Raw genomic sequence first — 25,550 nt, 5'->3', positions numbered from 1 at the left:
CCCCCTCTCTACTTGCTTCGCAAGGGAGGGGGACGACACCATCGCTGCGGGGCGGCCCTTGCTTGGTGTCCCTGGCTTTAGGCCCTGCCAGATTCAAGTGCTATGCCCTGAGGAACGAGATCTTCCTATGTCCAAAACAAAAAGCCGGAACATGTTCCGGCTTTTGCTTTCAGGCGGCGGTGATCACTTCACCGGGGTGGCGGTGGCGCCTGCGGGGGTGGACAGGCTGCTTTCCGAGAGGCTGGTGGGAGCGCTGGCTGCGGCGGCCTTGCCGGAGTCGTCGGTGACCACGGGGGCAGACTGGGGCTGCATGCGGGCCAGTTCGTCCTCGGAGATGACTTCCACCACGCGCACGACCTTGGTCACGTCGTTGATGCCGCGTGCAATCTCGGCGCCGCGCTTGGCTTCGCGCGGGGTGACGATGCCCATCAGGAAGACGACCTTGTTCTCGGTCACGACCTTGAAGGCAGAGGCCTGGATGTCCTTGGCGTCCAGCAGGCTGGCCTTGACCTGGGTGGTGATCAGCGTGTCCTTGGAGCGCTGGCTCAGCGTGGAGGTGAAGGGAGCCACCACCACTTCGTTGAAGACATTGCGCACCGTGGGCTGCTCGCGCACGAGCTTCTCGATGGTCTGGCGGTCGGCCTCGTTGCCGGCCTCGCCGGTCAGCAGCACCTGGCGGTTGTAGCTGGTGACGTTGACATGGGCCTTGTCGCCCAGCACTTCGGCGATGCGGTTGTTGGCGCGCAGCTCGATGCCCTGGTCTTCCACCTGGGTGCCGGTGGTGCGGCGGTCCGCCACCGACATGCCGGCCATCACGGCGCTGCCGCCCACCAGGGCGACGCAGCCCGACAGGGCGGCGCCCAGGGACGCGACGGCGAGCACACCGCAGGCGGCGCGGGACCAACGGAACTTCATAGAGGCATCTCCTGTTCACCAAGTAACTGGGCATCCACGCCGTCGCACAGGCAGTGCAGCACCAGCGTATGGGTTTCGCGCACGCGCGCCGCACGGTCGTGCGGCACGCAGATCAGAACATCGGTCTCGCGCACGCGGCCGGCCAGGGAGCCTCCCGTGCGGCCGGTCAGCACCACGGCCATCATGTCGCGCTCATGGGCGGCATCCAGGGCCTCCAGCACGGCCACGTCGTTGCCCGTGGCGGACAGCACCAGCAGCAGGTCGCCGGGCTGGCCCAGGGCGCGTATCTGGCGCGCCAGGTACTGGGTGGCGTTGCCGCCCGAGCCCGTGGCGCCCACGGTGCCCAGCAGGCCGCCGTCGGAGACCAGGGCCACGGCAGCCAGCTCGGGCCGGTCGCGTTCGAAGCCGGCCACGCACAGGGCGGCGAAGAGTTGGGCATCGCTGGCAGAGGCGCCTGCGCCGCAGGCCAGAACCTTGCCGCCACTGGTCACGCAGGCCAGCATGGCCTGCACTGCCGCCGCAATGGGCTGGCTCAGCGCCTGGGCGGCCTGGTATTTCAGGTCGGCGCTGTCGATGAAATGCTGTTGGATACGTTGCTCAAGCATGGAGGCCCGATGATAACTGCCGCCCTTGAAGTCTTTCGTAGCCAGGCGTTATTTGTGCTGCAGCGGTAACGGATCAGGCGCCTTCGGCGTCAAAGGCGGCCTGCAGCCACTGCACGGAGGGCCCGGCGCCGGGCTCGACCAGCACCACGTCGAAGCGGCACGGCGGCGGCGCGGACCAGCGCATCAGGTAGTGGCGCGCCGCAAATACGATGCGCCGCTGCTTGGTGGCACCGATGCTGGCGCCGGCACCGCCGAAGGCGCGCGTGCCACGGCTGCGCACCTCGACGAAGACCACGGTGCCGTCGCGCGCCTGCACGATGAGGTCGATCTCGCCGCCGCCGCGGCCCGGCGTCCGATAATTGCGCTCGACCAGACGCAGGCCGGCCGCCTGCAGATGGGCCAACGCCGCATCCTCGGCCTGCTGGCCCCGATGCCGGGTCGTGAGGGCAGACGGCCCCGCGCCTGCCGGCTTTTTCGCAAGGAAACCCATTGACTACCTCTTTCGCCACCGCGCTGGGCGCAGCCAAGGATGCTGCGGCATCCCAGCATTATCCGCAGGGCGCCCTCTACGTGGTGGCCACTCCCATCGGCAACCTGGCCGACATCAGCCTGCGCGCCCTGCATGTGCTGCAGCTGGTGGACTGCGTGGCCTGCGAGGACACGCGCCACACGCAGGGCCTGCTGCGCTCCTATGGGCTGGACCGGCCCGGCAGCCAGCTGCTGGCCGTGCACCAGCACAACGAGGCCGAGGCGGCCCAGCAGATCGTGGCGCGGCTGCAGCAGGGCCAGCGCATCGCCTATGTCAGCGATGCGGGCACGCCCGGGGTCAGCGACCCCGGCGCACGCCTGTGCGCAGCCGTGCAGGCCGCGGGCCTGCGCTGCATTCCGCTGCCCGGCGCCAGCAGCATCACGGCCGCCATCAGCGTGGCCGGTGCGGTCACGCCTTCGCAGGGCGAGGGAGGTTTCGTCTTCGCAGGCTTTCTGCCCACCAAGTCGGCCGAGCGCCTGGCCGCCGTGCAGCAACTGGCCCTGCAGCCGCGCTGCACCGTGCTGCTGGAGGCGCCCCACCGCATTGCCGACCTGGCCGCCGCCCTGGCCACGCTGGGCGAGCGCCCGGTGACGCTGGCACGCGAGATCACCAAGCAGTTCGAGGACATTGCCACCATGCCCGCCAGCGCGCTGCCGGCCTGGCTGCAGGCCGTGCCCCAGCGCAGCAAGGGCGAATTCGCCGTGGTGCTGCACCCGGTGGCCCTGGGTGGCGATGAGGCCGACGCCGACGCCCTGCGCGTGCTGCGCCTGCTGCTGGCCGAACTGCCCACCAAGACCGCCGTGCGCCTGGCCGCCGAGATCACGGGCGCACCGCGCAACCGCCTCTATGACGCCGCGCTGGCGATCAAGCAGGCCGCCGAGGAGCACGGCGACGCGGATTGATCAGGCATACGCGAGGCCGGTGGCCACGCCACCGAACAGGTCGCCCTCGACCTGCGGCACGCCCGGGAAGGCCTCGCGCAGCGCATCGCGCAGCGTGCGCAGGGCCGATGAGCCGCCCGTGAGGTAGATGGCGTCCAGCGCCTGGGGCGCCACGCCGGCCAGGCGCAGGCAGTCCTGGGCGCAGGCCACGACCTGTTGCAGGGGGCCTTGCAGCTGCTCGTGCAGCACCTCGGGCGAGATGGCGGCGGACAGGCCCGATTCCAGCCAGCCCAGCTCGATGGCCGCTTCGGCATGGCGCGTGGAGGCCTCGATCTTGGCCTGCTCCACCACGGCGGCCAGGCGGTGGCCTTCGCGCAGTTCCAGCACTTCCATCAGGCGCTTGTGCAGGCGCTGGTCGCTGTAGTCGGTGCGCAGGTTGCGCGCCTCGGCCAGGGCCTTGGGCGAGTACAGCCACTGGATCAGGTGCCAGGTCGAGAGGTCGAAGAACACGCGGCTGGGCACTTCGCGGCCGCTGGGGCCGATGTGCCGGTAGCCCAGCAGCGGCATGAGCTGGGCCAGGTTGAGCCGGTGGTCGAAGTCCGTGCCGCCGATGTGCACGCCGCTGGTGGCCAGGATGTCGTCGCGGCGGTCGCTGCGGCCGGCCTGCTCGGGGCCCAGGCGCACGACGGTGAAGTCGGAGGTACCGCCGCCGATGTCCACCACCAGCACCACGGATTCCTGCGTGAGGCGCTGCTCGTAGTCCAGCGCTGCGGCAATGGGCTCCATCTGGAAATCCACTTCGCCCAGGCCTGCGGCGCGCGCGGCATCGGCCAGGGCCTGCTGCGCCTGGCGGTCGCGCTCGGGATGGTCGTCCACGAAATGCACGGGCCGGCCCAGCACCACGCGCTCGGGCAGGCGGCCGTCCAGCGAGGCACGCGCCCGGTCGGCCACGCGGCGCAGGAACAGGCCGATGATGTCCTGGTAGCTCACGAACTGGTCGTGCACCGCCGTCTTTTCCTGCAGCAGCGCACTGCCCAGCAGGCTTTTGAGGGAGCGCATCAGCCGGCCCGGCTCGCCGTCCAGGTACTGGGCCATGGCGTCGCGCCCGAAGTGGGTGCTGTGCTCGTCCGTATGGAAGAACAGCGCCGTGGGCATGCCGCAGGCATCGCCCTCCAGCGGCAGCAGGCGTGCGGTCTGGCCGGGGGCGCGCCAGGCCATGGCGGAGTTGGAGGTACCGAAATCTATGCCCAGCGTGGCAGGAGTGGAAGCAGTCGTCATGGCAAGCAGCGCCGCGCCGCGGCGCCCCTCAAGGGAGGCCGCAGCTGCAACGAAAACGCCCACCGGGGTGGGCATGGGTGTCAGCGGGGCGCCATTCTAGCGCCCACGCATTTCGCCTAGGCGGCGGCGGTTTCCCTGGCCGGAGAAACCTGGGCCAGCACGATGCGCGCGCCATGCGTGGCGGTCTCGTCCAGCGCCAGCGCAGACGCGGGCTGGCGTACCTGCAGCTCGATGGCATAAGGGCCTTCACCGCGCGTGGCCAGACGGTGGCCCAGGGTGCCCGTGGCAACGCCCTGGGCGGGCGCAGCCAGCACCAGCGCGGTGGCGCCCAGCGCAGTGGCGCCCAGCCTCAGCGATGCGCGGTAGGCGCTGCCGTCGTCCGACAGCCGGGCCTCGCCAATGTCGGCGCCCTCGCCCAGCAGCGCGCGCCAGCGTGCCAGGCTGGCGCGCAGGTCATGCACGGCCACGTACAGCCGGGCCACGCCGGTGGCGCCGTTGGGGTGCACGCGTGCATCGCCCTCGGGCACGCGCAGGGCGCGCGGCGTGAGGTCGCCGCAGAGAAAGGGCAGGTCCTGGCTGCGGGCGCGTGCATTGCGCCAGCGCAGCTGCGCGCCGTCGGGGCGCACGCGGCCGCCTTCGTAGGGCGCCTCGTAGTCCAGGCCGCGCGCCTGGGCGGCGGCGACCACGGCACCGGTCTCGGTGGGCAGCAGCGCGAAATCGACAATGCCCTCGCCATGGCGCTGCAGCTGCTGCCACCAGCGCTCCTCGGGCGCGGGCGCCCGCCAGGCAATGAGTTCAAAGTAGGCGCCGTCGGCAAACACCACCAGGGCGTTGTGCGTGGAGCGGCCCGGATGCTCGCCGCCGCGCAGCACGTTGAAGCCCAGCGCGGTGTAGTCGGCAATGGTGCGTTCCAGGTCCTGGACCGCGATGACGATGTGGTCGAGTGGCAGGGTCATGGCAGGGGTGCTTTCCGCACGGTGTTCAGGCTGCCAGGCGCGCGGCGGCGCTGGAGTCGGTGTGGCGCACTTCGGCGCGGATGTTCTGCGGATTGCGCAGCAGGTTGAGGATGGGGCAGGTGCGCTCCACGGCCTCGAACAGCGCATCGATCTCGGCGCGGCTGGCGGGCGAGTCGATGTGCACGGTGTAGCCGATCTCATGCGGCCAGATGGGCGTGGCCTCGTGGCCGGGCTTGCCGCCGCGCGGATCGATGATGCCCGTGACCTCGACCTCCAGGCTCTCCACGGGCACCTGGCGCTCGGCCGCCTGGATCAGAAAGATGTGGGTGACGCAGGTGCCCAGCACGCCCAGCTGCAGCTCGGGCGAGCTGGGGCCGAGGTTGTAGCCCGCGAAGTCGGGCGGGCTGTCGCTGATGACCTGGTGCTCGCGGATGCGCAGGCGGCGCACGCCGCTGCGGCCCTCGGCGCGCACATGGGCCTTGAGGTGGGCGGGCTGTGCCGTGCCGGCCGCGACGGCGGCGCTGCGGGCGAGCACGGCGGCGCGCTTTTCGGCGAGGTATTCGTTGAGATGGCTCATGGACGGGCTTTCGGTGAAGGAAGTACCAGCCCATTGTTGGGACCGCCGCATGCGCGGCAAACAAACGAATCCGTCTGCGCTTATGCACTGGGCAGATATGCGGGGGCTCCCATCCCTTAGTCGTTTTCCAAATAACGATGCAACTCGATATATGAGCGCAAATATTTGGCATCGATAGCATGAAAAACATGGAGCCGGTCCTGTGGCCGGCAGTCTTGTTTTTCAGCGCCCCAGCGGCGGCGAGGTACGAACGTGTTTTCCCAATCGAAGGCGGCTCAGGTGGCATGGAAGGCCGCGATAGCGGTATTGGCGGGCAGCAGCCTGCTGCTGGCGGCGTGCTCCAGGCAGGCCGATACGGCCCAGGCGGGCGCGGCTGCCGGCCCCGTGGAAGGCGGCACCCTGGTCTACCTGGAGCAGCAGGCCCATACCAACCTCTATCCGCCGGCCGGAGGCTTTTATCCCAACGGCGGCGTGCTCAACCAGATCACCGACAAGCTGACCTACCAGGACCCGAAGACGCTGGAGATCCAGCCCTGGATCGCCGAGTCCTGGACCGTGAATGCCAACGCCACCGAGTACCGCTTCAAGCTGCGGCCCGGCGTCACCTTCTCCGACGGCACGCCGCTGGACGCGGCGGCCGTGGCGCGCAACTTCGACACCTATGGCCTGGGCAACAAGGCGCTCAAGCAGCCGGTGTCCGAGGTGATCAACAACTACGAGCGCAGCGAGGTGGTCGACCCGCTGACGGTGAAGTTCTTCTTCAGGAAGCCTTCGCCGGGCTTTCTGCAGGGCACTTCGGTGATCGGCTCGGGCCTGGTCTCGCCGGCCACGCTGGACCGCCCCTTCGAGGAGCTGGGCGACGCCACGCGCATCATCGGCTCCGGCCCCTTCGTGGTGGCCAGCGAGACGCTGGGCAAGGAGCTGGTGCTCAAGGTGCGCAAGGACTATGCCTGGGGTCCCGCCAAGCTGGCCCACCAGGGCCGCGCGCGGCTGGACGAGGTGAAGTTCATCGTCACGCCCGAGGACAGCGTGCGCATCGGCGCGCTGCTGGCCGGGCAGGCCGGGCTGATCCGCCAGATCCAGGCCTATGACGAAAAGCGCGTCGAGGACCAGAAGTTCAGCATCTACGCCCCGCCCACGCGCGGCGTGAACAACAGCGTGGCCATCCGCCCGGACAACGCCCTGGTGGCCGATCTCAAGGTGCGCCAGGCCCTGCTGCACGGCACCAATGCCAAGGAGATCGTGGAGACGCTGTTCTCGCCGCGCTATCCGCAGGCGCGCTCGGTGATTGCCTCCACGGCGGCCGGCTTCGTGGACCTGTCGGCCAAGCTGGCCTATGACGAGGCCAAGGCGAAACAGCTGCTGGACGAGGCCGGCTGGACGCTGGGCGCCAACGGCCTGCGCCAGAAGGACGGCCGCGATTTCGTGCTCTCCACCTACGAGTCCCTGCCCCAGCCGCAGAACAAGGAGACGCTGCAGCTCGTGGCCCAGCAGTGGGCGCGCATCGGCGTCAAGCTCAACGTGCTGTCGGGCGACGCGGGCAGCCGCGCGGTGGACACGCTGGACCCCGACAAGACCGGCGTGCTGCCCGGCATGGTGGGCCGCGCCGATCCCGACGTGATCAAGAGCAACTACTACCCGACCAACCGCAACGTGCTGCTGCAAAAGGGCGGCGTGAGCCAGAAGGTCAAGTCCTTCGAGGACACCAGGCTCAACGGCCTGTTCGACGCCATCGCGGCCGAGACCGATGCCGCCAGGCGCCTGGCGCTGGCCGGCGAGGTGCAGAACTACCTGATCGACCAGGCCTATGTGATCCCCATCTTCGAGGAACCCCAGGCCTTTGCGGGCGCGGGCTGGGTGCGCGACGTGGGCTTCGAGGCCGTGGGCCGGCCCAGCTTCTACAGCACCTGGCTGGCCAGGCGCTGACCGGAACGTTCTCTGAGGAACCGCTCCCATGCCGCGCCGCTATCTGCTCAGCCGCATCGCCCAGGCCGCCCTGGTGCTGTGGGCGGCCTTCACGGTCTCGTTCATCCTGCTGCAGCTGCTGCCGGGCGATGCCGTGCTGATCAAGTTCCTGAACCCCGAGCTGGGCCTGGGCCCGCAGGAGATCGCCGACATCCGCGCCGCCTACGGCTCGGACCAACCCGTGTGGCAGCAGTACCTGCACACGCTGGGCCAGTTCCTCACGGGCCACTTCGGCTATTCGCTGCAGGCCGGCGTGCCGGTGAGCCAGGGCCTGGCCACCAGCCTGCCGCCCACGCTCAAGCTCGCGGCCCTGGGCTTTGCCGCAGCCGCGCTGCTGGCCGTTGCGCTGGCGGCGGCCGCCAGCCTGGCGCCCCTGTCCTGGCTGCGCAACGCGCTGTATGCACTGCCCTCGGTCTTTGTCTCGGTGCCCGTGTTCTGGCTGGGGATCATGCTGATCCAGGTGGTGTCGTTCCGCCTGGGCTGGATCGCCGTGATCAATCCCGGCCCCTGGGAAGGACTGGTGCTGCCCACGCTGACCCTGGCCGTGCCGATCTCGGCGCCGCTGGCCCAGGTGCTGCTGCGCAATATCGACGCCGTGCTGGCCCAGCCCTTCGTGGCCGTGGCACGGGCCAAGGGCGCCTCGCGCCGCTGGGTGCTGCTGCGCCATGTGGCACGCAATGCCCTGCTGCCCACGCTGACCATTGCCGGCGTGCTGTTCGGCGAGCTGCTGGCCGGCGCCGTGGTGACGGAGGCCGTGTTCGGCCTCAATGGCCTGGGCACGCTGACCCAGCAGGCCGTGGGCAACCAGGACACGGCCGTGCTCCAGGCCGTGGTGGTCGTCTCGGCCGCCGCCTTCGTACTCATCAACCTCGCCGTGGATCTGCTGTACCCGCTGCTTGATCCGCGCCTGCGCCATTCCGTGGAGAACCGGCCATGAACACTGCCGTCTCAAGCGCTCTTTCCCCGGCCCTGGATGCCCAGGCCGCGCCCCCCACTCCTACTCCCACGGCGCTGCCAGCGTCGTCCCTGGCCCCTGCGCCAGCCGCCCCGCGCCGCAGCTTCGCCTTGCCTGCCGGCCTGCAATCCCTGAAACGCCTGCCGCCCACGCTGGCCCTGGCCTGGCTGGTGATTGCCGTGGCCGCGCTGTGGGCGCTGGCGCCCGGCTGGTTTGCCCACCAGAACCCGATCGCGGGCCAGGCCGGCCAGCAGTTGCTGGCGCCCAGCGCCGCGCACTGGCTGGGCACGGACGCGCTGGGGCGCGACCTGTGGGCGCGCGTGGTGCATGGCGCCGTGCATTCGCTGTCGGGCGCCTTCGTGGCCGTGGGCGTGGGCCTGGCCGTGGGCACGCTGATCGGCCTGCTGGCCGGGGCCACGGGCGGGCGCACGGAAGATGCGCTGATGCGCCTGGTCGATGTGCTGCTGGCCGTGCCTTCGCTGCTGCTGTCGCTGACCATCATCATCGTGCTGGGCTTTGGCACCATCAACGCGGCCATTGCCGTGGGCGTGGTCTCGGTGGCCAGCTTCGCGCGCCTGGTGCGCTCGGAGGTGGTGCGTGTGCGCCGCTCCGACTACGTGGAGGCCGCCTTTGGCAGCGGCGGGCGCTTTGCCGCCGTGCTGTGGCGCCATGTGCTGCCCAACTCGCTGACGTCGGTCATCGCCATGGCGGCGCTGCAGTTCGGCTCGGCGATCCTTGCGATTTCCACCCTGGGTTTTCTGGGCTACGGCGCGCCGCCGCCCACGCCCGAATGGGGGCTGCTGATCGCCGAAGGCCGCAACTACATCGCCACCGCCTGGTGGCTGACCACGGCGCCGGGCCTGATCGTGGTGGCCGTGGTGCTGGCGGCCAACCGCATCGCCACGGCCTTCGCACGGAGGCCTGCATGAGCGCCGCCATCGAGGAACGCATCCACGCCGCACCAGCGGTGGCAACGACCGCCCCCGTGCTCGAAGTGCAGGACCTGGCCGTGGCCTACCGCGATGCCGCAGGCCAGGCACAGCGCGTGGTGCACGGCGTGTCGTTTTCCGTGGCGCCGGGCGAGGTGGTGGCCCTGGTCGGCGAATCGGGCTCGGGCAAGACCACCACGGCCCAGGCCGTGATCGGCCTTTTGGCCGACAACGGCCACCGCGAGCACGGCAGCATCCGCCTGCAGGGCACCGAGGTTTCGGAGTGGCCGGCCGCACGCTGGAACGCCATCCGCGGCCGCGTGGTCAGCCTGGTGCCGCAGGACCCCACCATGTCGCTGAACCCCGTGCGCACGGTGGGCGACCAGGTGGGCGAGATCCTGCGCATCCACGGCCTGCGCGACCGCACGGCCGTGGAGGCGCGCGTGCTGGAGCTGCTGGCCCGCGTGGGCCTGTCCCAGCCCGCGCTGCGCGCACGCCAGTATCCGCACGAACTGTCGGGCGGCATGCGCCAGCGCGTGCTGATCGCCATCGCCATCGCGCTGCGGCCCGCCCTCATCATTGCCGACGAGCCCACCAGCGCGCTGGACGTGACCGTGCAGCGGCGCATCCTGGACCTGATCGACGCGCTGCGCCGCGAGACCGGCACGGCCGTGCTGCTGGTCACGCATGACCTGGGCGTGGCGGCCGACCGCTCGCACCGCCTGGTCGTCATGCAGGGCGGCCGCATCCAGGAGCAGGGTCCCACGCTGGAGCTGCTGCGCAATCCGCAAAGCGCCTATACGCGGCGGCTGCTGGCCGATGCGCCTTCGCTGGCGCCCGCGCCGCGCCGCACGCCAAGGCCCGCCACGGCCGATGACTGGGCCATCGAGGTCGAGGACCTGGTGCACGAGTTCGCGGCGCCCGGCCATGCCTCGGCCCACGGGCGCGGCATCTTCCGCGCCGTGGACGGCGTGTCGCTGCGCGTGCGCCGGGGCAGCACACATGCCATCGTGGGCGAGTCGGGCTCGGGCAAGACCACCACCATCCGCGCCATCGTGGGCCTGGGCCGGCCCACGGCGGGCCGCATCCGCATCGAAGGCACCGAGGTCACGGGCCTGCGCGGCGAGGCCCTGCGCCAGCTGCGCCGCCGCGTGCAGCTGGTCTACCAGAACCCGTTCAGTTCTCTGGACCCGCGCCAGAGCGTGTTCGACATCATCGAGGAGCCCCTGCTGAACTTCGACCCGCTGCCGGCCGATGAGCGCCGCCGGCGCGTGCACGACATGCTGGAGCGCGTGGGCCTGCCGGCCGCCGTGCTGCAGCGGCGCCCGCATGCGCTGTCGGGCGGCCAGCGCCAGCGCGTGGCGATTGCGCGCGCCCTGGTGCTGCAGCCGCAGGTGCTGGTGCTGGACGAGGCCGTATCGGCCCTGGACGTGACGGTGCAGGCGCAGATCCTCGCCCTGCTCGCCCAGCTGCAGCAGGACCTGGGGCTGACCTATCTCTTCATCTCGCACGACCTTGCCGTGGTGCGCCAGATCGCCGACACGGTGTCGGTGCTGCGCGCGGGCCGGGTGGTGGACGCGGGCAGCGTGGAGGAAGTGTTCCTGCGCCCCACCAGCGACTACACGCGTGAACTCATGGACGCCATTCCCGGCAAAAGGAGCATTGATTTTGTCCCTCATACCGCCTGACACACACGCTGGCGCCACCCCCCGCAGCGGCCCGCGCCTGGGCTTCTTCAGCCGCCTGCTCGACGATGTGCCGGCCGGCGAACGCTACCGTCTGGTGGCCGAGCAGATCGCCCATGCCGAGGCCCAGGGCTTCGACTCGGCCTGGGTGGCCCAGCACCATTTCCATGAAAGCGAGGGCGGCCTGCCCTCGCCCTTCGTCTTTCTGGCCCATGTGGCGGCGCGCACGCGGCGCATCCGCATCGGCACGGGCGTGATCACGCTGCCGCTGGAAAACGCGCTGCGCGTGGCCGAGGACGCGGCCGTGCTGGACCTGCTGACCGGCGGCCGCCTGGAGGTGGGCCTGGGCACGGGCGGCACGGCCGAATCCTTCGAGGCCTTTGGCGTGCAGGGCGCCGAGCGCGGCGCCGTCTTCGCACGCAACTTCGGCGTGCTGCAGGACGCCTGGGCCGGGCGCGCGCTGGCCGGTGGCGTGCGCCTGTACCCGGCCGCGCCGCAGCTGCTGGAGCGCGTCTGGCAGGCCACGTTCTCGGCCGAGGGCGGTGCGCGGGCCGGGGCCAACGGCGACGGCCTGATGCTGTCGCGCACCCAGCCACGGCCCGAAGGCGCGCCGCAGGCCACGCTGTCCGAGATCCAGAACCCCATCATCGACGCCTACCTTGCCCGCCTGCCCGCGGGGCGGGCGCCGCGCATCCTGGGCTCGCGCACGCTGTTCGTGGCCGACCGCCGAGACGAGGCGCTGCGCTGGGCCGAGGCCGGCCTGCGCCGCGTGGCCCTGCGCCATGCGGCCCAGCCCTCGCAGTGGGCGGCCCGCGTCGATCCGCAGGCGCCGCTGGCCGATCTCATCGCCGCCTACGACGTGCATGTGGGCACGCCCGACGAGGTCATCGCCTCGCTGCGCGCCGACACGGCGCTGGCGCGCGTGAGCGACATCGTCTTCCAGGTGCATTCCATCGACCCGCCGCACAACGCCATCCTGCGCTCCATCGAACTGACGGCCGCCCATGTGGCCCCGGCCCTGGGCTGGCGCCGTGCCGATGAGTCCACATCCACGTCCACCCCAGCGCCCTCTTCCCTCCCCGCAGTCCGGGCCGGACTGCTGCAAGCCGCATGACCATGAACACCACCGCAACGCCCCGCTTTCCCGGCGACGTGATCGACCACCTCGCCGACATCACCCCCGGCAGCGCCCTGGACCGCGTGCGCCGCCACCGCTCCGAGGCACGCACGCAGGCCCAGCAAAGCTTTGCCGCCCTGTTCACGCCCGCCGAGCCCGTGCCCGGCACGGTCTCGCTGCGCGAGCGGCTGGCCCTGGCCGCCTTCACGGCCGGGCTGCATGGCGAGCCGCGCAGCGCCGTCTTCTATACACGCGCGCTGGCCACCGAGGATGCGGAACTGGCCGCCGTGGTGGCGTCCGAAGTGGTGCGTGGCCGCGCCCAGAGCCTGCAGGCCGGCAGCGGCCCGCACGGCCCCTACGGCAGCTACCCGGCAGGCCCGCTGAGCCGCGAGGACCAGCCCGGCCCCGCCTATGCCGTGGACCCGGCCCACGCCGCACTGCTGGGTCCGCGCCTGGCCGCGGCGCTGGCCCATGCCCACCTGCTGGCCTACCACCCGCGCGACGCCAGCGCCGGGGCCCTGCAGGCGCTGCAACAGGCGGGCTGGAGCGAGACGGACATCGTCATCCTGTCCCAGCTGGCGTCCTTCCTGTCCTTCCAGATCCGCGTCGTGGCGGGGTTGCGCGTGCTGGCTGCACGCCCCGCGCCCCAGGCAGCCCATCAACCCAACACCCTGCAAGCCCAGCCATGACCTCAACGAACTCCGCCGCTCCCCAGGTCTTCACCCAGGAACAACTCGACTGGCTGCCATGGATTGAGCCGCTGGACGAAAGCGAGCTGACAGAACGCCACCATGCAGGCCTGGTCGATGCCTCACGCGCGCAGTCGCCCTACTTCCGTCTGCTGGCGCGCGACCCCGACACGCTGGGCGCGCGCACGCGCACCGACAAGGACATCTTCTACAACCCTGACGCCGGCCTGCCGCGCGCCGAGCGCGAGCTGGCCGCTGCGGCCACCTCGCGCGCCAATGGCTGCATCTACTGCGCCTCGGTCCACGCACGCTTTGCCACGCACTTCTCGCGCAGGGGAGGCGACGTGCAGCGCCTGCTCGACGAAGGCCCGGGCACGGACCTGGGGCCGCGCTGGAACGCCATCGTCACGGCGGCCGTGGCGCTGACCCAGACGCCGCCTGCGCTGGAGCCCGCCCACATCGATGCGCTGCGCACCGCAGGCCTGGACGATGCCGCCATCTCCGATGTGCTGCACGGCACGGCCTTCTTCAACTGGGCCAACCGGCTCATGCTGTCGCTGGGCGAGTCACGGACCACGGCTTGAGGGCGCCCGCCCTCACCACAGGCCCAGCAGCTTCCACCAGACACTGCCGACCACGGCAAAGATCAGCAGTTCGATCATGCACATGGCCGCACCCACGCGCCACCAGTTGCCAAGCGTGACGTAGCCGCTGCCGAAGATGATGGGCGAAGTGCCGGTGGCGTAGTGGGTCAGCGTCATCATGATGGCCGAGCCGGCCGTCATCATCAGCATGAAGGGCACGACATAGTCGGCCGGAATCAGCTGCGCGCCCACGGTCAGGAAGGCCAGCATCATCGCGCTGATGTGGGCCGTGGTGCTGGCGAACAGGTAGTGCGAGAACACGAACACGCCCACCAGGATGGCCGCCACCGGCAGCCAGTCCAGGCCGCTGGCGACGATGGCGTTCTTCATGCCCACGGCAAACCAGGACACCACGCCGAGCTTGTTGAGCTGCTCGGCCAGCATGACCAGGGCGCCGAACCACACCAGGGTATCCCAGGCGCTTTTCTCGGACAGCACGTCATCCCAGTCGATGGTGCCCGTGATGATCAGCACGAACAGGCCCAGGAAGGCGACCACGGTGGGGTCCAGCACGAAGGCCGGGCCGAACAGCATCTGCGGCACGTTGGCCCACAGCAGCAGCATCAGGCCGAAGGTGCCCAGCATCACGCGCTCCTTGCCCGACAGCGGCCCCATGCGCGCCATCTCGCTGCGCGCGTACTCCACGGCATTGGGCGTGGCCTTGAGCTCGGGCGGCGACAGCAGGTAGATCACCAGCGGCATCAGCAGCAGGCACAGCAGGCCCGGCAGCAGCATGTACAGCGCCCAGGTGGTCCAGCTCAGGTGCAGGGCCTGGCCCGTGGCCTTGGCCACGAAATCCACCACCAGCGGGTTGGGCGCGGTGGCGGTCAGGAACATGGCCGAGGTGATGGGATTGGCGTGGTAGTTGACCAGGGCCAGGTAGGTGCCCACCTTGCCCTGCGTGCCCTTGGCCGGGTCCGACTCGAAGGCATTGGCGATGGACTTCATGATCGGGTGCACGATGCCGCCGCCGCGCGCCGTGTTGCTGGGCGTGAACGGTGCCAGCACCAGCTCGCAGATCGCCAGGCCGTAGCCGATGCCGATGGTGCGCTTGCCCAGCAGGGCGATGAACATCAGGCCGATGCGGCTGCCCAGCCCCGTCTTCTTGAGGCCGCGCGAGATCAGGATGGCCACCACGATCAGCCAGATCAGCGGGCTGGCAAAGCTGCTCAGCGCATCGGTGATGGCACCCTTGGACGAGCCGGAGGTGACCTGGGACAGCGAGACGATGACGATGGCCATCAAGGCCATCACGCCGATGGGCATGACCTTGAGGATGATGGCCACGATGGTGGTCAGGAAAATGGCGACCAGCTGCCAGCCCTTGGGCGTCAGCCCCTCAGGCACGGGCATCAGCAGCAGGCCGAACAGCACGGCGGTGGCAATCAGTGCCGGCACCAGCCGGAACGGCACGGCCGCCTTGAAATAGCGGAACAGCGAGGCGATCTTCTCGAGCATGTGGATCCTTTGCGTTGCCGGAGCGGCGCCGAGAGAGCATGGCCTGCCGGGAGCAAAAGCCCACCAGCCTGCACGGGCACTGGCGGCCGCGCCGCATGACTGACATCATGATGCAGTGCAGCATGAGCCCGGCTTCCAGCGGGCGCCTGCGCCACCGAAGTTTGACAGGCATCAAGGCCGGGCCAGTAAACCTGGCGACCCAGGCCACCGAGCCCCGCTCACATGACAGCATCCCCAGACCGGGTGCCTTTCGCCCCGGTGTACCCATGCAGTGAAAAAAGGAGAAAAGCCGACATGCCAGCCAACCGATTCTTGCCCGAGGAATGGGAATGCCGGCTCCAGGAAATCGACCTGGAGATCGCCCGCCACGCCGTCATATGCAAGATCCCGCTGCTGCAGGCCGGTGTGGTGGAGCGCGTGCTGGCCAATGACGCCAGCGTCTGCGGCGCCGAGCACGAGGCCGCATTCAAGACCCTGCGCGGCCTTCTGTACATGCACTACACCGAGCTGCTGCACATCAGCGAAGTGCTCAGCCCCGAGGTCGCCCAGGAAATCGCCCACCGCGTGCGCCTGCGGCTGGGCCAGCGCATCGGCAACCAGCTGGGCGGCTGATGCCGGGCTGTCCGCCTGGCCTTTGCCCTGGCGCGAGGGCATGAAAAAAGGGCTACGACAGTTGTCGTAGCCCTTTTCAATTTGGTTGCGCGAGAAGGATTTGAACCTCCGACCTTTGGGTTATGAGCCCAACGAGCTACCAGACTGCTCCATCGCGCGGTATTCCAAAATTATAGCAGATTATTCAGCTGCCTTGGCTTCGGCGGCGCCTTCTTCAGCGCGCTCGACCAGTTCCACGAAGGCCATGGGGGCGTTGTCGCCCACGCGGAAGCCCATCTTCAGGATACGGGTGTAGCCACCAGGACGCTTTGCGAAGCGGGGGCCCAGCTCGTTGAAGAGCTTGGTCACGCTGTCGCGGTCGCGCAGGCGGTCGAATGCCAGGCGGCGGTTGGCAACGGTGTCGACCTTGGCCAGGGTGATCATGGGCTCGATCACGCGGCGCAGTTCCTTGGCCTTGGGAACGGTGGTCTTGATGGCTTCGTGCTCGATGAGCGAATTCATCATGTTCTTCAGCATCGCCAGGCGGTGCGAAGAGGTGCGATTGAGTTTGCGGAGGCCGTGACCGTGACGCATGGTGCTTTATTCCTAAAATATGTAATTAGGGCTTGCACAAACAAGGATGCAAGCCTGGACCCGTTACCGGATCTGCAGCTTGCCTCAACCGAATTTGCGCAAGTTGTTGATTAATTCGTGCAGCCGTATCAGGTACTGCCCGAGGCACTGAGGCTCTCCAAAAAGGAGAGCCCGCAATTATAGTGCTTAGCGCTTTTCCAGGCCAGCAGGCGGCCAGTTCTCGAGCTTCATGCCCAGCGTCAGACCGCGGGAAGCCAGGACTTCCTTGATCTCGTTGAGCGACTTGCGACCCAGGTTGGGGGTCTTGAGCAGCTCGTTTTCGGTACGCTGGATCAGGTCGCCGATGTAGTAGATGTTCTCTGCCTTGAGGCAGTTGGCCGAACGCACGGTGAGTTCCAGCTCGTCCACGGGACGCAGCAAGATGGGATCAAAGGCGGTTGCGGCACCACGGCCACCGGCCGGAGCATCGAAGACGCTGGCGATATCGCCGCCGTCCAGCTGAGCGAACACGGCGAGCTGTTCCACCAGGATCTTGGCGGAGGCGCGCACGGCGTCCTCGGCAGTGATCGCACCATTGGTTTCGATCTCCACCACCAGCTTGTCGAGGTCGGTGCGTTGTTCAACGCGGGCCGATTCGACGGCGTAGCTCACGCGCTTGACGGGCGAGAACGAAGCGTCCAGCACAATGCGGCCAATCGACTTCGTGGACTCGTCGCCATAGCGGCGCACGTTGCCGGGCACATAGCCGCGGCCCTTCTCCACCTTGATCTGCATGTCCAGCTTGCCGCCTTGCGACAGGTTGGCGATGACATGATCAGGGTTGATGATTTCCACGTCGTGGGGCGTCTGGATGTCGCGCGCCGTCACGACGCCTTCGCCATCCTTGCGCAGCGAGAGCGTGACCTCATCGCGGTTGTGCAGCTTGAACACCACACCCTTGAGGTTCAGCAGGATGTTGACCACATCTTCCTGGACACCGTCGATGGACGAGTACTCGTGCAACACACCAGCAATCGTCACTTCCGTCGCTGCGTAACCCACCATGGACGAGAGCAGGACACGGCGCAGGGCGTTGCCCAGCGTATGGCCGTAGCCACGCTCAAACGGCTCCAGAACAACTTTGGCGCGATTGTGGCCAAGCTGCTCGACATTGATCGTCTTGGGCTTCAGCAAATTGGTTTGCATGCAGACTTCCTCTCAATACCCCCGGCTCGTTACACCGGTAAGGCTGGTGAAGCACCCCAGCGCGATGCCTCGCGGCTGGGGGACGGTTTTACAGAAATGTCGCTGCGCGGAATTAACGCGAGTACAACTCAACGATCAGGGATTCGTTGATGTCTGCACCGAACTCGTCGCGGTCAGGCGACTTCTTGAACGTGCCTTCAGCCTTGTCGGCAGACACTTCCACCCATGCGGGGAAACCGACTTGACCAGCCAGTTGCAGGGCTTCGACGATACGAGCCTGCTTCTTGGACTTTTCACGCACGGCGACCACGTCACCCACCTTCACCATGTAGGAAGGGATGTTGACGGATTGGCCGTTGACCGTGATGGCCTTGTGCGACACCAGCTGACGCGCTTCCGAGCGGGTCGAGCCGAAGCCCATGCGGTACACCACGTTGTCCAGACGCGACTCCAGCAGCGACAGCAGATTGGCACCGGTGTTGCCCTTCTTCTTGTCGGCGGCTTCGAAGTAGCGGCGGAATTGCTTTTCCAGCACGCCGTACATGCGCTTGACCTTCTGCTTTTCACGCAGCTGCAGGCCGAAGTCGGAAGTACGCTGACCGGAAGTGCGGCCGTGCTGGCCGGGCTTGGTGTCGAACTTGGACTTGTCGGCGATCGAGCGACGTGCGCTCTTCAGGAACAGGTCAGTGCCTTCACGGCGGGAGAGTTTGGCCTTGGGGCCGATATAGCGTGCCACTTGATTTCCTTTGTGTCATCTGCCGTGCACAAGCACGGGAGCCGCCCGCGATGTTACACATCTGGGCGGCGGTGGGCTTGGTGAAAAAGCTTAGATACGACGGCGCTTTTGAGGGCGGCAGCCGTTGTGGGGAACCGGCGTCACGTCCGCGATGGAAGTGATGCGGATGCCCAGGGCGCCCAGGGCGCGAACCGAGGATTCACGGCCAGGACCGGGACCCTTGATTTCGACGTCCAGGTTCTTGATGCCCTGTTCGATGGCAGCACGACCAGCCACTTCCGAAGCCACTTGGGCAGCGAAGGGAGTCGACTTGCGCGAACCCTTGAAGCCCTGGCCACCCGACGAGGCCCACGACAGAGCGTTGCCTTGGCGGTCGGTGATGGTGATGATCGTGTTGTTGAACGAAGCGTGCACGTGGGCAATGCCGTCCGAAATGTTCTTACGGACTTTCTTGCGAACGCGCTGTGCAGCGTTGTTTGCGGGAGACTTAGCCATAGTGATCTTTCAATCTCTTTATTTCTTCAAAGCCGCGGCACCCTTGCGCGGACCCTTGCGGGTACGTGCATTCGTGCGGGTACGTTGACCACGCATGGGCAGGCCACGACGATGACGGAAACCGCGATAGCAACCGATGTCCATCAAACGCTTGATGTTCATCGTTGTTTCGCGACGCAGATCACCTTCCAGAGTCAGGGAAGTCAGCTGATCACGGATCTTTTCCAGATCACCGTCAGTCAGTTCCTTGATTTTCTTGGAATATGCGATGCCAGCGGCTTCGCAGATCTTGCGTGCAGTGGTGCGACCGATCCCATAGATAGCGGTCAGGCCGATTTCAGCGTGCTGATGCGGCGGGATGTTAATGCCAGCGATACGTGCCATTATTCGTCCTCAAACTTTCCTATCAACCCTGGCGCTGCTTGTGGCGCTGGTCCGTGCAGATCACTCGCACCACACCTTTGCGGCGGATGATCTTGCAGTTACGGCAGATTTTTTGACCGAAGCCGAAACTCTCATTTCATTCTCCTAAAACTCTACATCCGTTACGGCCTATCGACCGGGAAACATGCCCGCGATGGATAGATCGAGTGGGCGTCTACTAACTCTTACTGGACCCGCCGGCACCGCCGGCCAGGCCCATCACTTAGTTCAATTGCCAAGTGTCGCTTTGAAGTTCGCCTTTTTGAGGAGCGATTCGTACTGTTGCGACATCATGTAGTTCTGCACCTGGGCCATGAAGTCCATGGTCACCACCACAATAATCAGCAGTGATGTGCCACCGAAGTAGAACGGAACGTTGTACTTCAGGATCAGGAACTCGGGCAACAAGCACACGAATGTGATGTACACCGCGCCAGCCAGGGTCAGGCGAACCAGGATCTTGTCAATGTAGCGGGCCGTCTGGTCACCGGGACGGATCCCGGGGATGAAGGCACCACTCTTCTTCAGGTTGTCGGCGGTTTCCCGGCTGTTGAACACCAGGGCCGTGTAGAAGAAGCAGAAGAAGATGATGGCAGTGGCGTAGAGCATCACATAGATCGGCTGACCGGGGGTCAGCGTGCTAGCAATGTCCTTCAGCCAGCGCATGGATTCCCCTGCACTGAACCAGTTCACAACGGTCGCCGGCAGCAAGATGATCGAGGAAGCGAAGATGGGAGGAATGACCCCCGCCATGTTCAGCTTCAGCGGCAAGTGCGAAGACTGGCCACCATACACCTTGTTACCCACCTGACGACGCGCATAGTTCACCAGGATCTTGCGTTGTCCCCGCTCGACAAACACGACGAAGTACGTCACGGCTGCCACCACGAGAACGATGAAGATCGCGGCCAGGATGCTCATGGCACCGGTGCGCACCAGCTCCAGCAGACCACCGATGGAGCTCGGCAGACCTGCGGCGATACCTCCAAAGATGAGGATCGAGATGCCGTTGCCCAGACCACGTTCCGTGATCTGTTCACCGAGCCACATCAGGAACATGGTGCCGGCCGTCAGGCTGACCACCGCCGTGAGGCGGAAGCCGAAGCCAGGGCTCAGAACCAGACCTGCGGAGCTTTCCAGAGCCACGGCAATTCCCAGGGACTGAAAAATCGCCAGGCCCAATGTGCCGTAGCGGGTGTACTGGGTGATCTTGCGACGACCCGATTCACCTTCCTTTTTCAGCTGCTCGAATGTAGGGACCACATAGGTCATGAGCTGCATGATGATCGATGCCGAGATGTACGGCATGATCCCCAGTGCGAACACCGTGAAGCGCGAGAGCGCCCCACCCGAGAACATGTTGAACAGATTGAGAATGCCGCCCTGCTGGCCATTGAACAGCTGCTGCAGCTGCGCTGGATCGATGCCCGGCACGGGGATATGAGCCCCGATCCGGTAAACGACCAGCGCGAGCAACAGAAAAACCAGACGGCGGCGAAGATCGCCGAATTTTCCGGTTTTTGCAATTTGAGCTGCGCTAGTAGCCACGGATGTCTTCTTTCAGATCATTAATCAGGCGATGCTGCCACCGGCAGCTTCGATGGCAGCCTTGGCGCCGGCGGTAGCGCCGATGCCGTTGAGCTTGACAGCCTTGCTGATTTCACCGCTCTTGATGATCTTGACCACCTTTGCGATTTCACCAACCAGACCGGCTTGCTTCAGAGCTGCCAGATCGACTTCGGCCAGGCCCAGCTGTTCCAGAGCGGACAGGGTCACTTCTGCATTGAACTTCAGCAGATGCGACTTGAAGCCACGCTTGGGCAGACGGCGCTGCAGAGGCATTTGACCGCCTTCGAAGCCCACCTTGTGGTAGCCACCCGAACGCGACTTCTGACCCTTGTGACCACGGCCGGCAGTCTTGCCCAGGCCGGAGCCGATGCCGCGACCGACACGGCGCTTGGCGTGCTTGGAGCCCTCTGCAGGCTTGATGCTATTGAGTTCCATCATCAATCCTTTCAGAGAACTTTGACCAGGTAGCTGATCTTGTTGATCATGCCGCGCACGGCAGGCGTGTCCTGCAGTTCGCTGATGCTGTTCAGCTTGCGCAGGCCCAGGCCACGGACGGTGGCGCGGTGCGATTCCTTGGTGCCAATGGGGCTGCGCACCAGTTGCACCTTCACGGTTTGTTGCGTTGTCATGTGATTGACTCCGATCAGGCGGTGAAGATGTCTTCAACCGACTTGCCGCGCTTGGCTGCCACTTCCGAAGGGGTCGTGGAGTGCTTCAGAGCGTCAAAAGTCGCGCGGACCATGTTGTAGGGATTCGACGAACCATGGCTCTTGGCCACGATGTCGGTGATGCCCAGCACTTCGAAAACGGCGCGCATCGGGCCGCCGGCGATGATGCCGGTACCCTTGGGAGCGGGGTTCAGCATCACGGATGCTGCGCCATGCTGACCCATCACGGTGTGATGGATCGTGCCGTGCTTCAAAGACACCTTGATCATGTTGCGACGGGATTCTTCCATCGCCTTTTGCACGGCTGCAGGCACTTCCTTCGACTTGCCCTTGCCCATGCCAACGCGGCCATCACCATCGCCAACCACGGTCAGTGCAGCGAAGCCGAGGATACGACCGCCCTTCACAACCTTGGTGACGCGGTTCACCGCGATCATTTTTTCGCGCAGACCGTCGTCACGACCTTCGTCTTGCACCTTGGGAGAAAACTTTGCCATTTCTATCCGCTCCGCTTAGAACTGCAGGCCGGCTTCACGAGCGGCTTCTGCCAAAGCCTTCACGCGGCCGTGGTATGCGAAACCAGCGCGATCGAAAGCCACTTTCTCCACGCCGGCAGCCTTCGCCTTCTCGGCAATGCGCTTGCCAATCAGCGTAGCGGCAGCCACGTTGCCACCCTTGCCGATGGCGCCCAGTTGGGTGCGCACTTCGGCTTCGGCGGTGGAGGCCGAAGCCAGCACCTTGGTGCCGTCTTCCGACACCACGCTTGCGTAGATGTGGAGGTTCGTACGGTTCACGCTCAGACGTGCCACGCCTTGCTGTGCAATGCGGATGCGGGTCTGGCGGGCACGACGGAGACGCTGCTCTTTCTTGGTCAACATAATGCAGCTCCTTACTTCTTCTTGGTCTCTTTGATCACGACCTTCTCATCCGAGTAACGGATGCCCTTGCCCTTGTAGGGCTCGGGAGGACGAACGGCACGGATCTCAGCAGCCATTTGGCCAACGGCCTGGCGGTCAGCACCCTTGACCAAGATTTCGGTCGGTGTGGGGGTGGTGACAGTGATGCCGGCCGGCATTTCGAAGTTCACCGGGTGCGAAAAGCCGATCGCCAGGTTCAGCTTGGAGCCCGAGGCCGAAGCCTTGAAACCCACGCCAACCAGCGACAGCTTCTTCTCGAAGCCCTTGCTCACGCCCACCACCATGTTGTTCACCAGCTGACGCATGGTGCCGCTCATGGCGTTGGCTTCGCGCGAGTCATTGACAGGCTCGAAAGACAGCTTGCCTTCGTTGTTGGAGATCTTCACCAGAACGTTCTGGGCTTGCGACAGCGTGCCGCCGGTGCCCTTCACATTGATCTGGTCGTCTTTGATGGACACATCCACGCCTGCGGGGATGGCCACGGGAGTCTTTGCTACGCGAGACATTTCAGTATTTCTCCTTAATGTCCGTTAGGCCACGTAGCACAGCACTTCGCCGCCCACGCCAGTGGCGCGTGCCTTGCGATCCGTCATCACGCCCTTGGGAGTGGTGACGATGGCAACGCCCATACCGTTCATGACCTGGGGGATTGCGTCACGGCCCTTGTACACGCGCAGGCCGGGACGGCTCACGCGCTCGATGCGCTCGATCACCGGACGGCCGGCGTAGTACTTCAGGGTAATTTCGAGTTCGGACTTGCCAGCGTCGGTCTTCACTTGGAAGCCGTCGATGTAGCCTTCATCCTTCAGCACCTGGGCGATGGCAACCTTGACCTTGGAGGAAGGAGCCGTCACGGTGGTCTTGGAGACCATTTGTGCATTGCGGATGCGGGTCAGCAAGTCAGCGATGGGATCACTCATGCTCATGTTTAATCTCTCCTGCTTGCTTACCAGCTGGCCTTGGTGACACCGGGGATGTCGCCAGCGAAGGCCAGTTCACGGATCTTGGCGCGGCCCAGACCGAATTGACGGAAGGTGCCACGGGGACGACCCGTGATCTCGCAGCGGTTGCGCTGGCGAGTGGGGTTCGCGTTACGGGGCAGCTTCTGCAGGCCCAGGCGAGCGGCGTCGCGCTCTTCGTCGCTGCGCTTTGCGTCAGCGGCGATTGCCTTCAGTTCTGCGTATTTGGCAGCGTACTTGGCTGCCAGCTTTTCGCGCTTGAGTTCGCGCTGGATCAATGCAACTTTAGCCATGCGCCACCTCAGTTCTTGAAGGGGAAACGGAAAGCGGCGAGCAGTGCCTTGCACTCATCGTCGGTCCGAGCTGTCGTCGTGATGCTGATGTTCAGACCACGCAGAGCGTCCACCTTGTCGTACTCGATTTCGGGGAAGATGATCTGTTCCTTGACGCCGACGTTGTAGTTGCCGCGACCGTCGAAAGAACGGCCGGAGATACCACGGAAGTCACGCACGCGGGGCAGAGCCACGGTGACGAAACGGTCCAGGAATTCATACATCTGAACGCCACGCAGGGTCACCATGCAGCCAATGGCCTGACCTTCACGGATCTTGAAGCCGGCGATAGCCTTCTTGGCCTTGGTCACCACGGGCTTCTGACCAGCAATCTTGGTCAGGTCAGCCACGGCGTTGTCCATCACCTTCTTGTCGGCCACGGCTTCGCTCACACCCATGTTCAGGGTGATCTTGGTCAGACGGGGCACTTCCATGGAGGAGGTGTAGCCGAACTTTTCCTTGAGTTCAGCCGCGATCTTTTCGCGATACAGTTTTTGCAGTCGTGCCATGTGTTACCCCTTAGGCCGCCTTGATTTCGGCGCCGCTGGACTTGAACACGCGAACGCGTGTGCCGTCGGCCTGCACCTTGATGCCCACGCGATCAGCCTTGCCGGTCGCTGCATTGAAGATGGCCACGTTGGATTGGTGGATAGGCATGGCCTTTTCCACGATACCGCCGGTGGTGCCCTTCATGGGGTTCGGCTTGACGTGCTTCTTCACCATGTTGATGCCATCGATCAACAGGTGGGAGTCGTCCTTGCGAGCCGAGACCACGCCTTGCTTGCCCTTGTCACGGCCGGTCAGCACGATGATTTGGTCGCCCTTGCGAATCTTGTTCATGGTGCTTCCTTTAGAGAACTTCAGGTGCCAGGGACACGATCTTCATGAACTTTTCGTTGCGCAGTTCACGAGTCACGGGGCCAAAGATGCGGGTGCCGATAGGCTCCAGCTTGGCGTTCAGCAGAACGGCGGCGTTGCCGTCGAACTTGACGAGCGAGCCATCAGCACGGCGAATACCCTTCGCCGTACGCACCACGACCGCGCTGTAGACCTCGCCTTTTTTGACGCGTCCACGCGGTGCAGCTTCCTTGATGGTCACCTTGATGATGTCACCAACACTCGCATAGCGACGATGAGAACCGCCCAGCACTTTGATGCACTGAACAGACTTCGCGCCGGTGTTGTCGGCAACCTCTAACCGAGATTCTGTTTGGATCATTTCAATATTCCCAACTTGCTCCAGCAAACACTCGACAGCCCCAGAGTCTTCTCAAGGGCCGCGAGCAGCCAGTCAGTCTTGGGCCCGTCGTCCACGCCGAAAACCATTTCTCGGCGCTTCCACTGGGCAGATAACTTCACGATTTTCACGTGAAGCATGGGATTGTCCCAGAAATTCCTTTGCGCGTCAAACCCTTAGCTGCCTTTTCCACCCCTGGCCGGCAGCGTTGCGCAACCCCCACAAGAGCGCTATCAACCCAGGAGCAAGCTGGGCCTGCCGATGGCCGCACACCATCGGAAACACCCATAAAAAAGCCGAGCCTGGCGGGCTCGGCAAAGGGTGGCAGACTCAACGCAATCGTCTGCTGCGGGCTGGCCGCGCGTGCTACGGCGGCGCAGACATCGCAGCGGCTTGGGGCCACCGCGTTGGGTTCGGGCACGGCCCTGGCCCTGCGGAAAACGGACTTTCAAGCGCTTTCTTCATCATTTCCCCCTCCCTCGTCAGCCTTGTGCTGGCTGCTGTTCGCTGGCACCGTCACGAGATGCCATGGGCAGCATTCTGATTCATAAAAACAATCAAAGATAGATATCCATCAATTTTGACAATCTTTCCTTGGCTTGCATCTGCCTCCAAAAGCAAAACGCCCTGCAGTGCAGGGCGTTTTGCTTTTGGAGGGACT

General features: G+C 65.8%; 33 protein-coding genes, 1 tRNA gene and 1 pseudogene. 9 read left to right on the top strand and 26 right to left on the bottom strand.

Going from position 1 to position 25,550, the window contains the following annotated elements; all coding sequences use genetic code 11:
• Positions 1-183: 183 nt before the first annotated feature.
• The 3 genes from CLV01_RS05510 to CLV01_RS05500 form a co-directional block, all read right to left on the bottom strand.
• Complete coding sequence (locus tag CLV01_RS05510) at positions 184-915, bottom strand: BON domain-containing protein (RefSeq protein ID WP_063327425.1); 732 nt, start codon at positions 913-915, stop codon at positions 184-186.
• Positions 912-1,520: an SIS domain-containing protein gene (locus tag CLV01_RS05505; RefSeq protein ID WP_012202994.1), complete on the bottom strand. Its 609-nt coding sequence runs from the start codon at positions 1,518-1,520 to the stop codon at positions 912-914. Before CLV01_RS05505 ends, CLV01_RS05510 begins: the two co-directional genes overlap by 4 nt.
• Before the next feature lie 73 nt (positions 1,521-1,593).
• On the bottom strand, positions 1,594-2,010 hold the full coding sequence (locus CLV01_RS05500) for a YraN family protein (protein WP_043820402.1): 417 nt from the start codon (positions 2,008-2,010) through the stop codon (positions 1,594-1,596).
• Between CLV01_RS05500 and rsmI the strand changes: the two genes are divergently transcribed.
• Positions 2,010-2,951, top strand: a complete 942-nt coding sequence (gene rsmI / locus CLV01_RS05495; RefSeq protein ID WP_099734815.1) for a 16S rRNA (cytidine(1402)-2'-O)-methyltransferase — start codon at positions 2,010-2,012, stop codon at positions 2,949-2,951. The two genes, CLV01_RS05500 and rsmI, sit on opposite strands and share 1 nt — an antisense overlap.
• Here the strand turns inward: rsmI and CLV01_RS05490 are convergent, their stop codons facing one another.
• The 3 genes from CLV01_RS05490 to CLV01_RS05480 form a co-directional block, all read right to left on the bottom strand.
• Positions 2,952-4,208: an Hsp70 family protein gene (locus CLV01_RS05490; RefSeq protein WP_043783186.1), complete on the bottom strand. Its 1,257-nt coding sequence runs from the start codon at positions 4,206-4,208 to the stop codon at positions 2,952-2,954.
• A 116-nt stretch (positions 4,209-4,324) separates the two neighbouring features.
• On the bottom strand, positions 4,325-5,164 hold the full coding sequence (locus tag CLV01_RS05485; protein WP_099734816.1) for a VOC family protein: 840 nt from the start codon (positions 5,162-5,164) through the stop codon (positions 4,325-4,327).
• Positions 5,165-5,189: 25 nt separating this feature from the next.
• A complete protein-coding gene (locus tag CLV01_RS05480; protein ID WP_013804436.1) occupies positions 5,190-5,741 on the bottom strand; it encodes an OsmC family protein in 552 nt (183 codons plus the stop codon).
• A 252-nt stretch (positions 5,742-5,993) separates the two neighbouring features.
• Here CLV01_RS05480 and CLV01_RS05475 point away from each other — a divergent pair, with 252 nt between their 5' ends.
• From CLV01_RS05475 to CLV01_RS05445, 7 genes are read left to right on the top strand one after another with little or no spacing between them, the layout of a single operon-like run.
• Positions 5,994-7,667, top strand: a complete 1,674-nt coding sequence (locus CLV01_RS05475) for a TIGR04028 family ABC transporter substrate-binding protein (RefSeq protein ID WP_099734817.1) — start codon at positions 5,994-5,996, stop codon at positions 7,665-7,667.
• 28 nt (positions 7,668-7,695) lie between these two features.
• Entirely contained in the window at positions 7,696-8,643 is a 948-nt protein-coding gene (locus CLV01_RS05470) for an ABC transporter permease (RefSeq protein WP_099734818.1), read from the top strand.
• A complete protein-coding gene (locus CLV01_RS05465; RefSeq protein ID WP_099734819.1) occupies positions 8,640-9,590 on the top strand; it encodes an ABC transporter permease in 951 nt (316 codons plus the stop codon). Before CLV01_RS05470 ends, CLV01_RS05465 begins: the two co-directional genes overlap by 4 nt.
• Positions 9,587-11,278: a dipeptide ABC transporter ATP-binding protein gene (locus CLV01_RS05460; RefSeq protein ID WP_099734820.1), complete on the top strand. Its 1,692-nt coding sequence runs from the start codon at positions 9,587-9,589 to the stop codon at positions 11,276-11,278. Before CLV01_RS05465 ends, CLV01_RS05460 begins: the two co-directional genes overlap by 4 nt.
• The gene (locus CLV01_RS05455; RefSeq protein ID WP_099734821.1) at positions 11,259-12,389 is read left to right on the top strand and encodes a putative FMN-dependent luciferase-like monooxygenase; all 1,131 of its coding nucleotides are present in this window, start codon (positions 11,259-11,261) and stop codon (positions 12,387-12,389) included. The genes CLV01_RS05460 and CLV01_RS05455 overlap by 20 nt, the downstream gene beginning before the upstream one ends.
• Positions 12,386-13,081, top strand: coding sequence for a CMD domain protein (locus CLV01_RS05450; RefSeq protein ID WP_099734822.1), 696 nt, complete (start codon positions 12,386-12,388; stop codon positions 13,079-13,081). The genes CLV01_RS05455 and CLV01_RS05450 overlap by 4 nt, the downstream gene beginning before the upstream one ends.
• A complete protein-coding gene (locus CLV01_RS05445; RefSeq protein ID WP_099734823.1) occupies positions 13,078-13,665 on the top strand; it encodes an alkylhydroperoxidase domain protein in 588 nt (195 codons plus the stop codon). The genes CLV01_RS05450 and CLV01_RS05445 overlap by 4 nt, the downstream gene beginning before the upstream one ends.
• A 12-nt stretch (positions 13,666-13,677) precedes the next feature.
• Here the strand turns inward: CLV01_RS05445 and CLV01_RS05440 are convergent, their stop codons facing one another.
• Positions 13,678-15,183 carry a DASS family sodium-coupled anion symporter gene (locus tag CLV01_RS05440; protein WP_099734824.1) on the bottom strand — a complete coding sequence of 502 codons (1,506 nt, stop codon included), beginning with the start codon at positions 15,181-15,183 and terminating at the stop codon, positions 13,678-13,680.
• A 294-nt stretch (positions 15,184-15,477) separates the two neighbouring features.
• On the opposite strand from CLV01_RS05440, the gene CLV01_RS05435 reads away from it, so the two are divergent.
• Positions 15,478-15,795, top strand: coding sequence for a hypothetical protein (locus CLV01_RS05435; protein ID WP_012202980.1), 318 nt, complete (start codon positions 15,478-15,480; stop codon positions 15,793-15,795).
• An 82-nt stretch (positions 15,796-15,877) separates the two neighbouring features.
• Here CLV01_RS05435 and CLV01_RS05430 read toward each other — a convergent pair.
• From CLV01_RS05430 to CLV01_RS29285, 19 genes and pseudogenes are all read right to left on the bottom strand, one after another.
• Positions 15,878-15,954: transfer RNA gene (locus tag CLV01_RS05430), tRNA-Met, on the bottom strand.
• 21 nt (positions 15,955-15,975) lie between these two features.
• A complete protein-coding gene (rplQ, locus tag CLV01_RS05425; RefSeq protein WP_012202979.1) occupies positions 15,976-16,368 on the bottom strand; it encodes a 50S ribosomal protein L17 in 393 nt (130 codons plus the stop codon).
• Between the two features lie 186 nt (positions 16,369-16,554).
• Positions 16,555-17,553 (bottom strand): DNA-directed RNA polymerase subunit alpha, encoded by a 999-nt coding sequence (locus CLV01_RS05420; RefSeq protein WP_012202978.1) that lies wholly within the window; start codon positions 17,551-17,553, stop codon positions 16,555-16,557.
• Between the two features lie 112 nt (positions 17,554-17,665).
• Entirely contained in the window at positions 17,666-18,289 is a 624-nt protein-coding gene (gene rpsD, locus CLV01_RS05415; protein WP_012202977.1) for a 30S ribosomal protein S4, read from the bottom strand.
• Positions 18,290-18,379: 90 nt separating this feature from the next.
• A complete protein-coding gene (rpsK, locus tag CLV01_RS05410; protein ID WP_012202976.1) occupies positions 18,380-18,784 on the bottom strand; it encodes a 30S ribosomal protein S11 in 405 nt (134 codons plus the stop codon).
• A gap of 18 nt (positions 18,785-18,802) precedes the next feature.
• Positions 18,803-19,168, bottom strand: a complete 366-nt coding sequence (rpsM, locus tag CLV01_RS05405; protein ID WP_012202975.1) for a 30S ribosomal protein S13 — start codon at positions 19,166-19,168, stop codon at positions 18,803-18,805.
• Positions 19,169-19,190: 22 nt separating this feature from the next.
• Positions 19,191-19,303: pseudogene (gene rpmJ, locus CLV01_RS05400) on the bottom strand (50S ribosomal protein L36).
• Between the two features lie 132 nt (positions 19,304-19,435).
• Positions 19,436-20,755: a preprotein translocase subunit SecY gene (gene secY, locus CLV01_RS05395; protein WP_012202974.1), complete on the bottom strand. Its 1,320-nt coding sequence runs from the start codon at positions 20,753-20,755 to the stop codon at positions 19,436-19,438.
• 24 nt (positions 20,756-20,779) lie between these two features.
• Positions 20,780-21,211, bottom strand: a complete 432-nt coding sequence (gene rplO / locus CLV01_RS05390) for a 50S ribosomal protein L15 (protein WP_012202973.1) — start codon at positions 21,209-21,211, stop codon at positions 20,780-20,782.
• An 11-nt stretch (positions 21,212-21,222) separates the two neighbouring features.
• Complete coding sequence (gene rpmD, locus CLV01_RS05385; RefSeq protein WP_012202972.1) at positions 21,223-21,405, bottom strand: 50S ribosomal protein L30; 183 nt, start codon at positions 21,403-21,405, stop codon at positions 21,223-21,225.
• 14 nt (positions 21,406-21,419) lie between these two features.
• Entirely contained in the window at positions 21,420-21,941 is a 522-nt protein-coding gene (rpsE, locus tag CLV01_RS05380) for a 30S ribosomal protein S5 (protein ID WP_012202971.1), read from the bottom strand.
• A 15-nt stretch (positions 21,942-21,956) separates the two neighbouring features.
• Positions 21,957-22,322 carry a 50S ribosomal protein L18 gene (gene rplR / locus CLV01_RS05375; protein WP_012202970.1) on the bottom strand — a complete coding sequence of 122 codons (366 nt, stop codon included), beginning with the start codon at positions 22,320-22,322 and terminating at the stop codon, positions 21,957-21,959.
• Between the two features lie 11 nt (positions 22,323-22,333).
• The gene (rplF, locus tag CLV01_RS05370; RefSeq protein WP_013804444.1) at positions 22,334-22,867 is read right to left on the bottom strand and encodes a 50S ribosomal protein L6; all 534 of its coding nucleotides are present in this window, start codon (positions 22,865-22,867) and stop codon (positions 22,334-22,336) included.
• A gap of 24 nt (positions 22,868-22,891) precedes the next feature.
• Complete coding sequence (gene rpsH, locus CLV01_RS05365) at positions 22,892-23,287, bottom strand: 30S ribosomal protein S8 (RefSeq protein WP_012202968.1); 396 nt, start codon at positions 23,285-23,287, stop codon at positions 22,892-22,894.
• Positions 23,288-23,307: 20 nt separating this feature from the next.
• Positions 23,308-23,613, bottom strand: a complete 306-nt coding sequence (gene rpsN, locus CLV01_RS05360) for a 30S ribosomal protein S14 (RefSeq protein WP_012202967.1) — start codon at positions 23,611-23,613, stop codon at positions 23,308-23,310.
• A gap of 8 nt (positions 23,614-23,621) precedes the next feature.
• Complete coding sequence (gene rplE / locus CLV01_RS05355) at positions 23,622-24,161, bottom strand: 50S ribosomal protein L5 (RefSeq protein WP_012202966.1); 540 nt, start codon at positions 24,159-24,161, stop codon at positions 23,622-23,624.
• Positions 24,162-24,171: 10 nt separating this feature from the next.
• Entirely contained in the window at positions 24,172-24,492 is a 321-nt protein-coding gene (gene rplX / locus CLV01_RS05350) for a 50S ribosomal protein L24 (RefSeq protein ID WP_012202965.1), read from the bottom strand.
• Between the two features lie 10 nt (positions 24,493-24,502).
• A complete protein-coding gene (rplN, locus tag CLV01_RS05345; RefSeq protein WP_012202964.1) occupies positions 24,503-24,871 on the bottom strand; it encodes a 50S ribosomal protein L14 in 369 nt (122 codons plus the stop codon).
• Entirely contained in the window at positions 24,868-25,029 is a 162-nt protein-coding gene (locus CLV01_RS29285; RefSeq protein ID WP_013804445.1) for a hypothetical protein, read from the bottom strand. Before CLV01_RS29285 ends, rplN begins: the two co-directional genes overlap by 4 nt.
• Between the last annotated feature and the right edge of the window lie 521 nt (positions 25,030-25,550).

The organism is Delftia sp. 60, from assembly GCF_002754395.1.
GTDB classification, from domain to species: Bacteria; Pseudomonadota; Gammaproteobacteria; order Burkholderiales; family Burkholderiaceae_C; genus Comamonas; species Comamonas acidovorans.
This window is presented reverse-complemented; position numbering and strand designations above follow the sequence as displayed.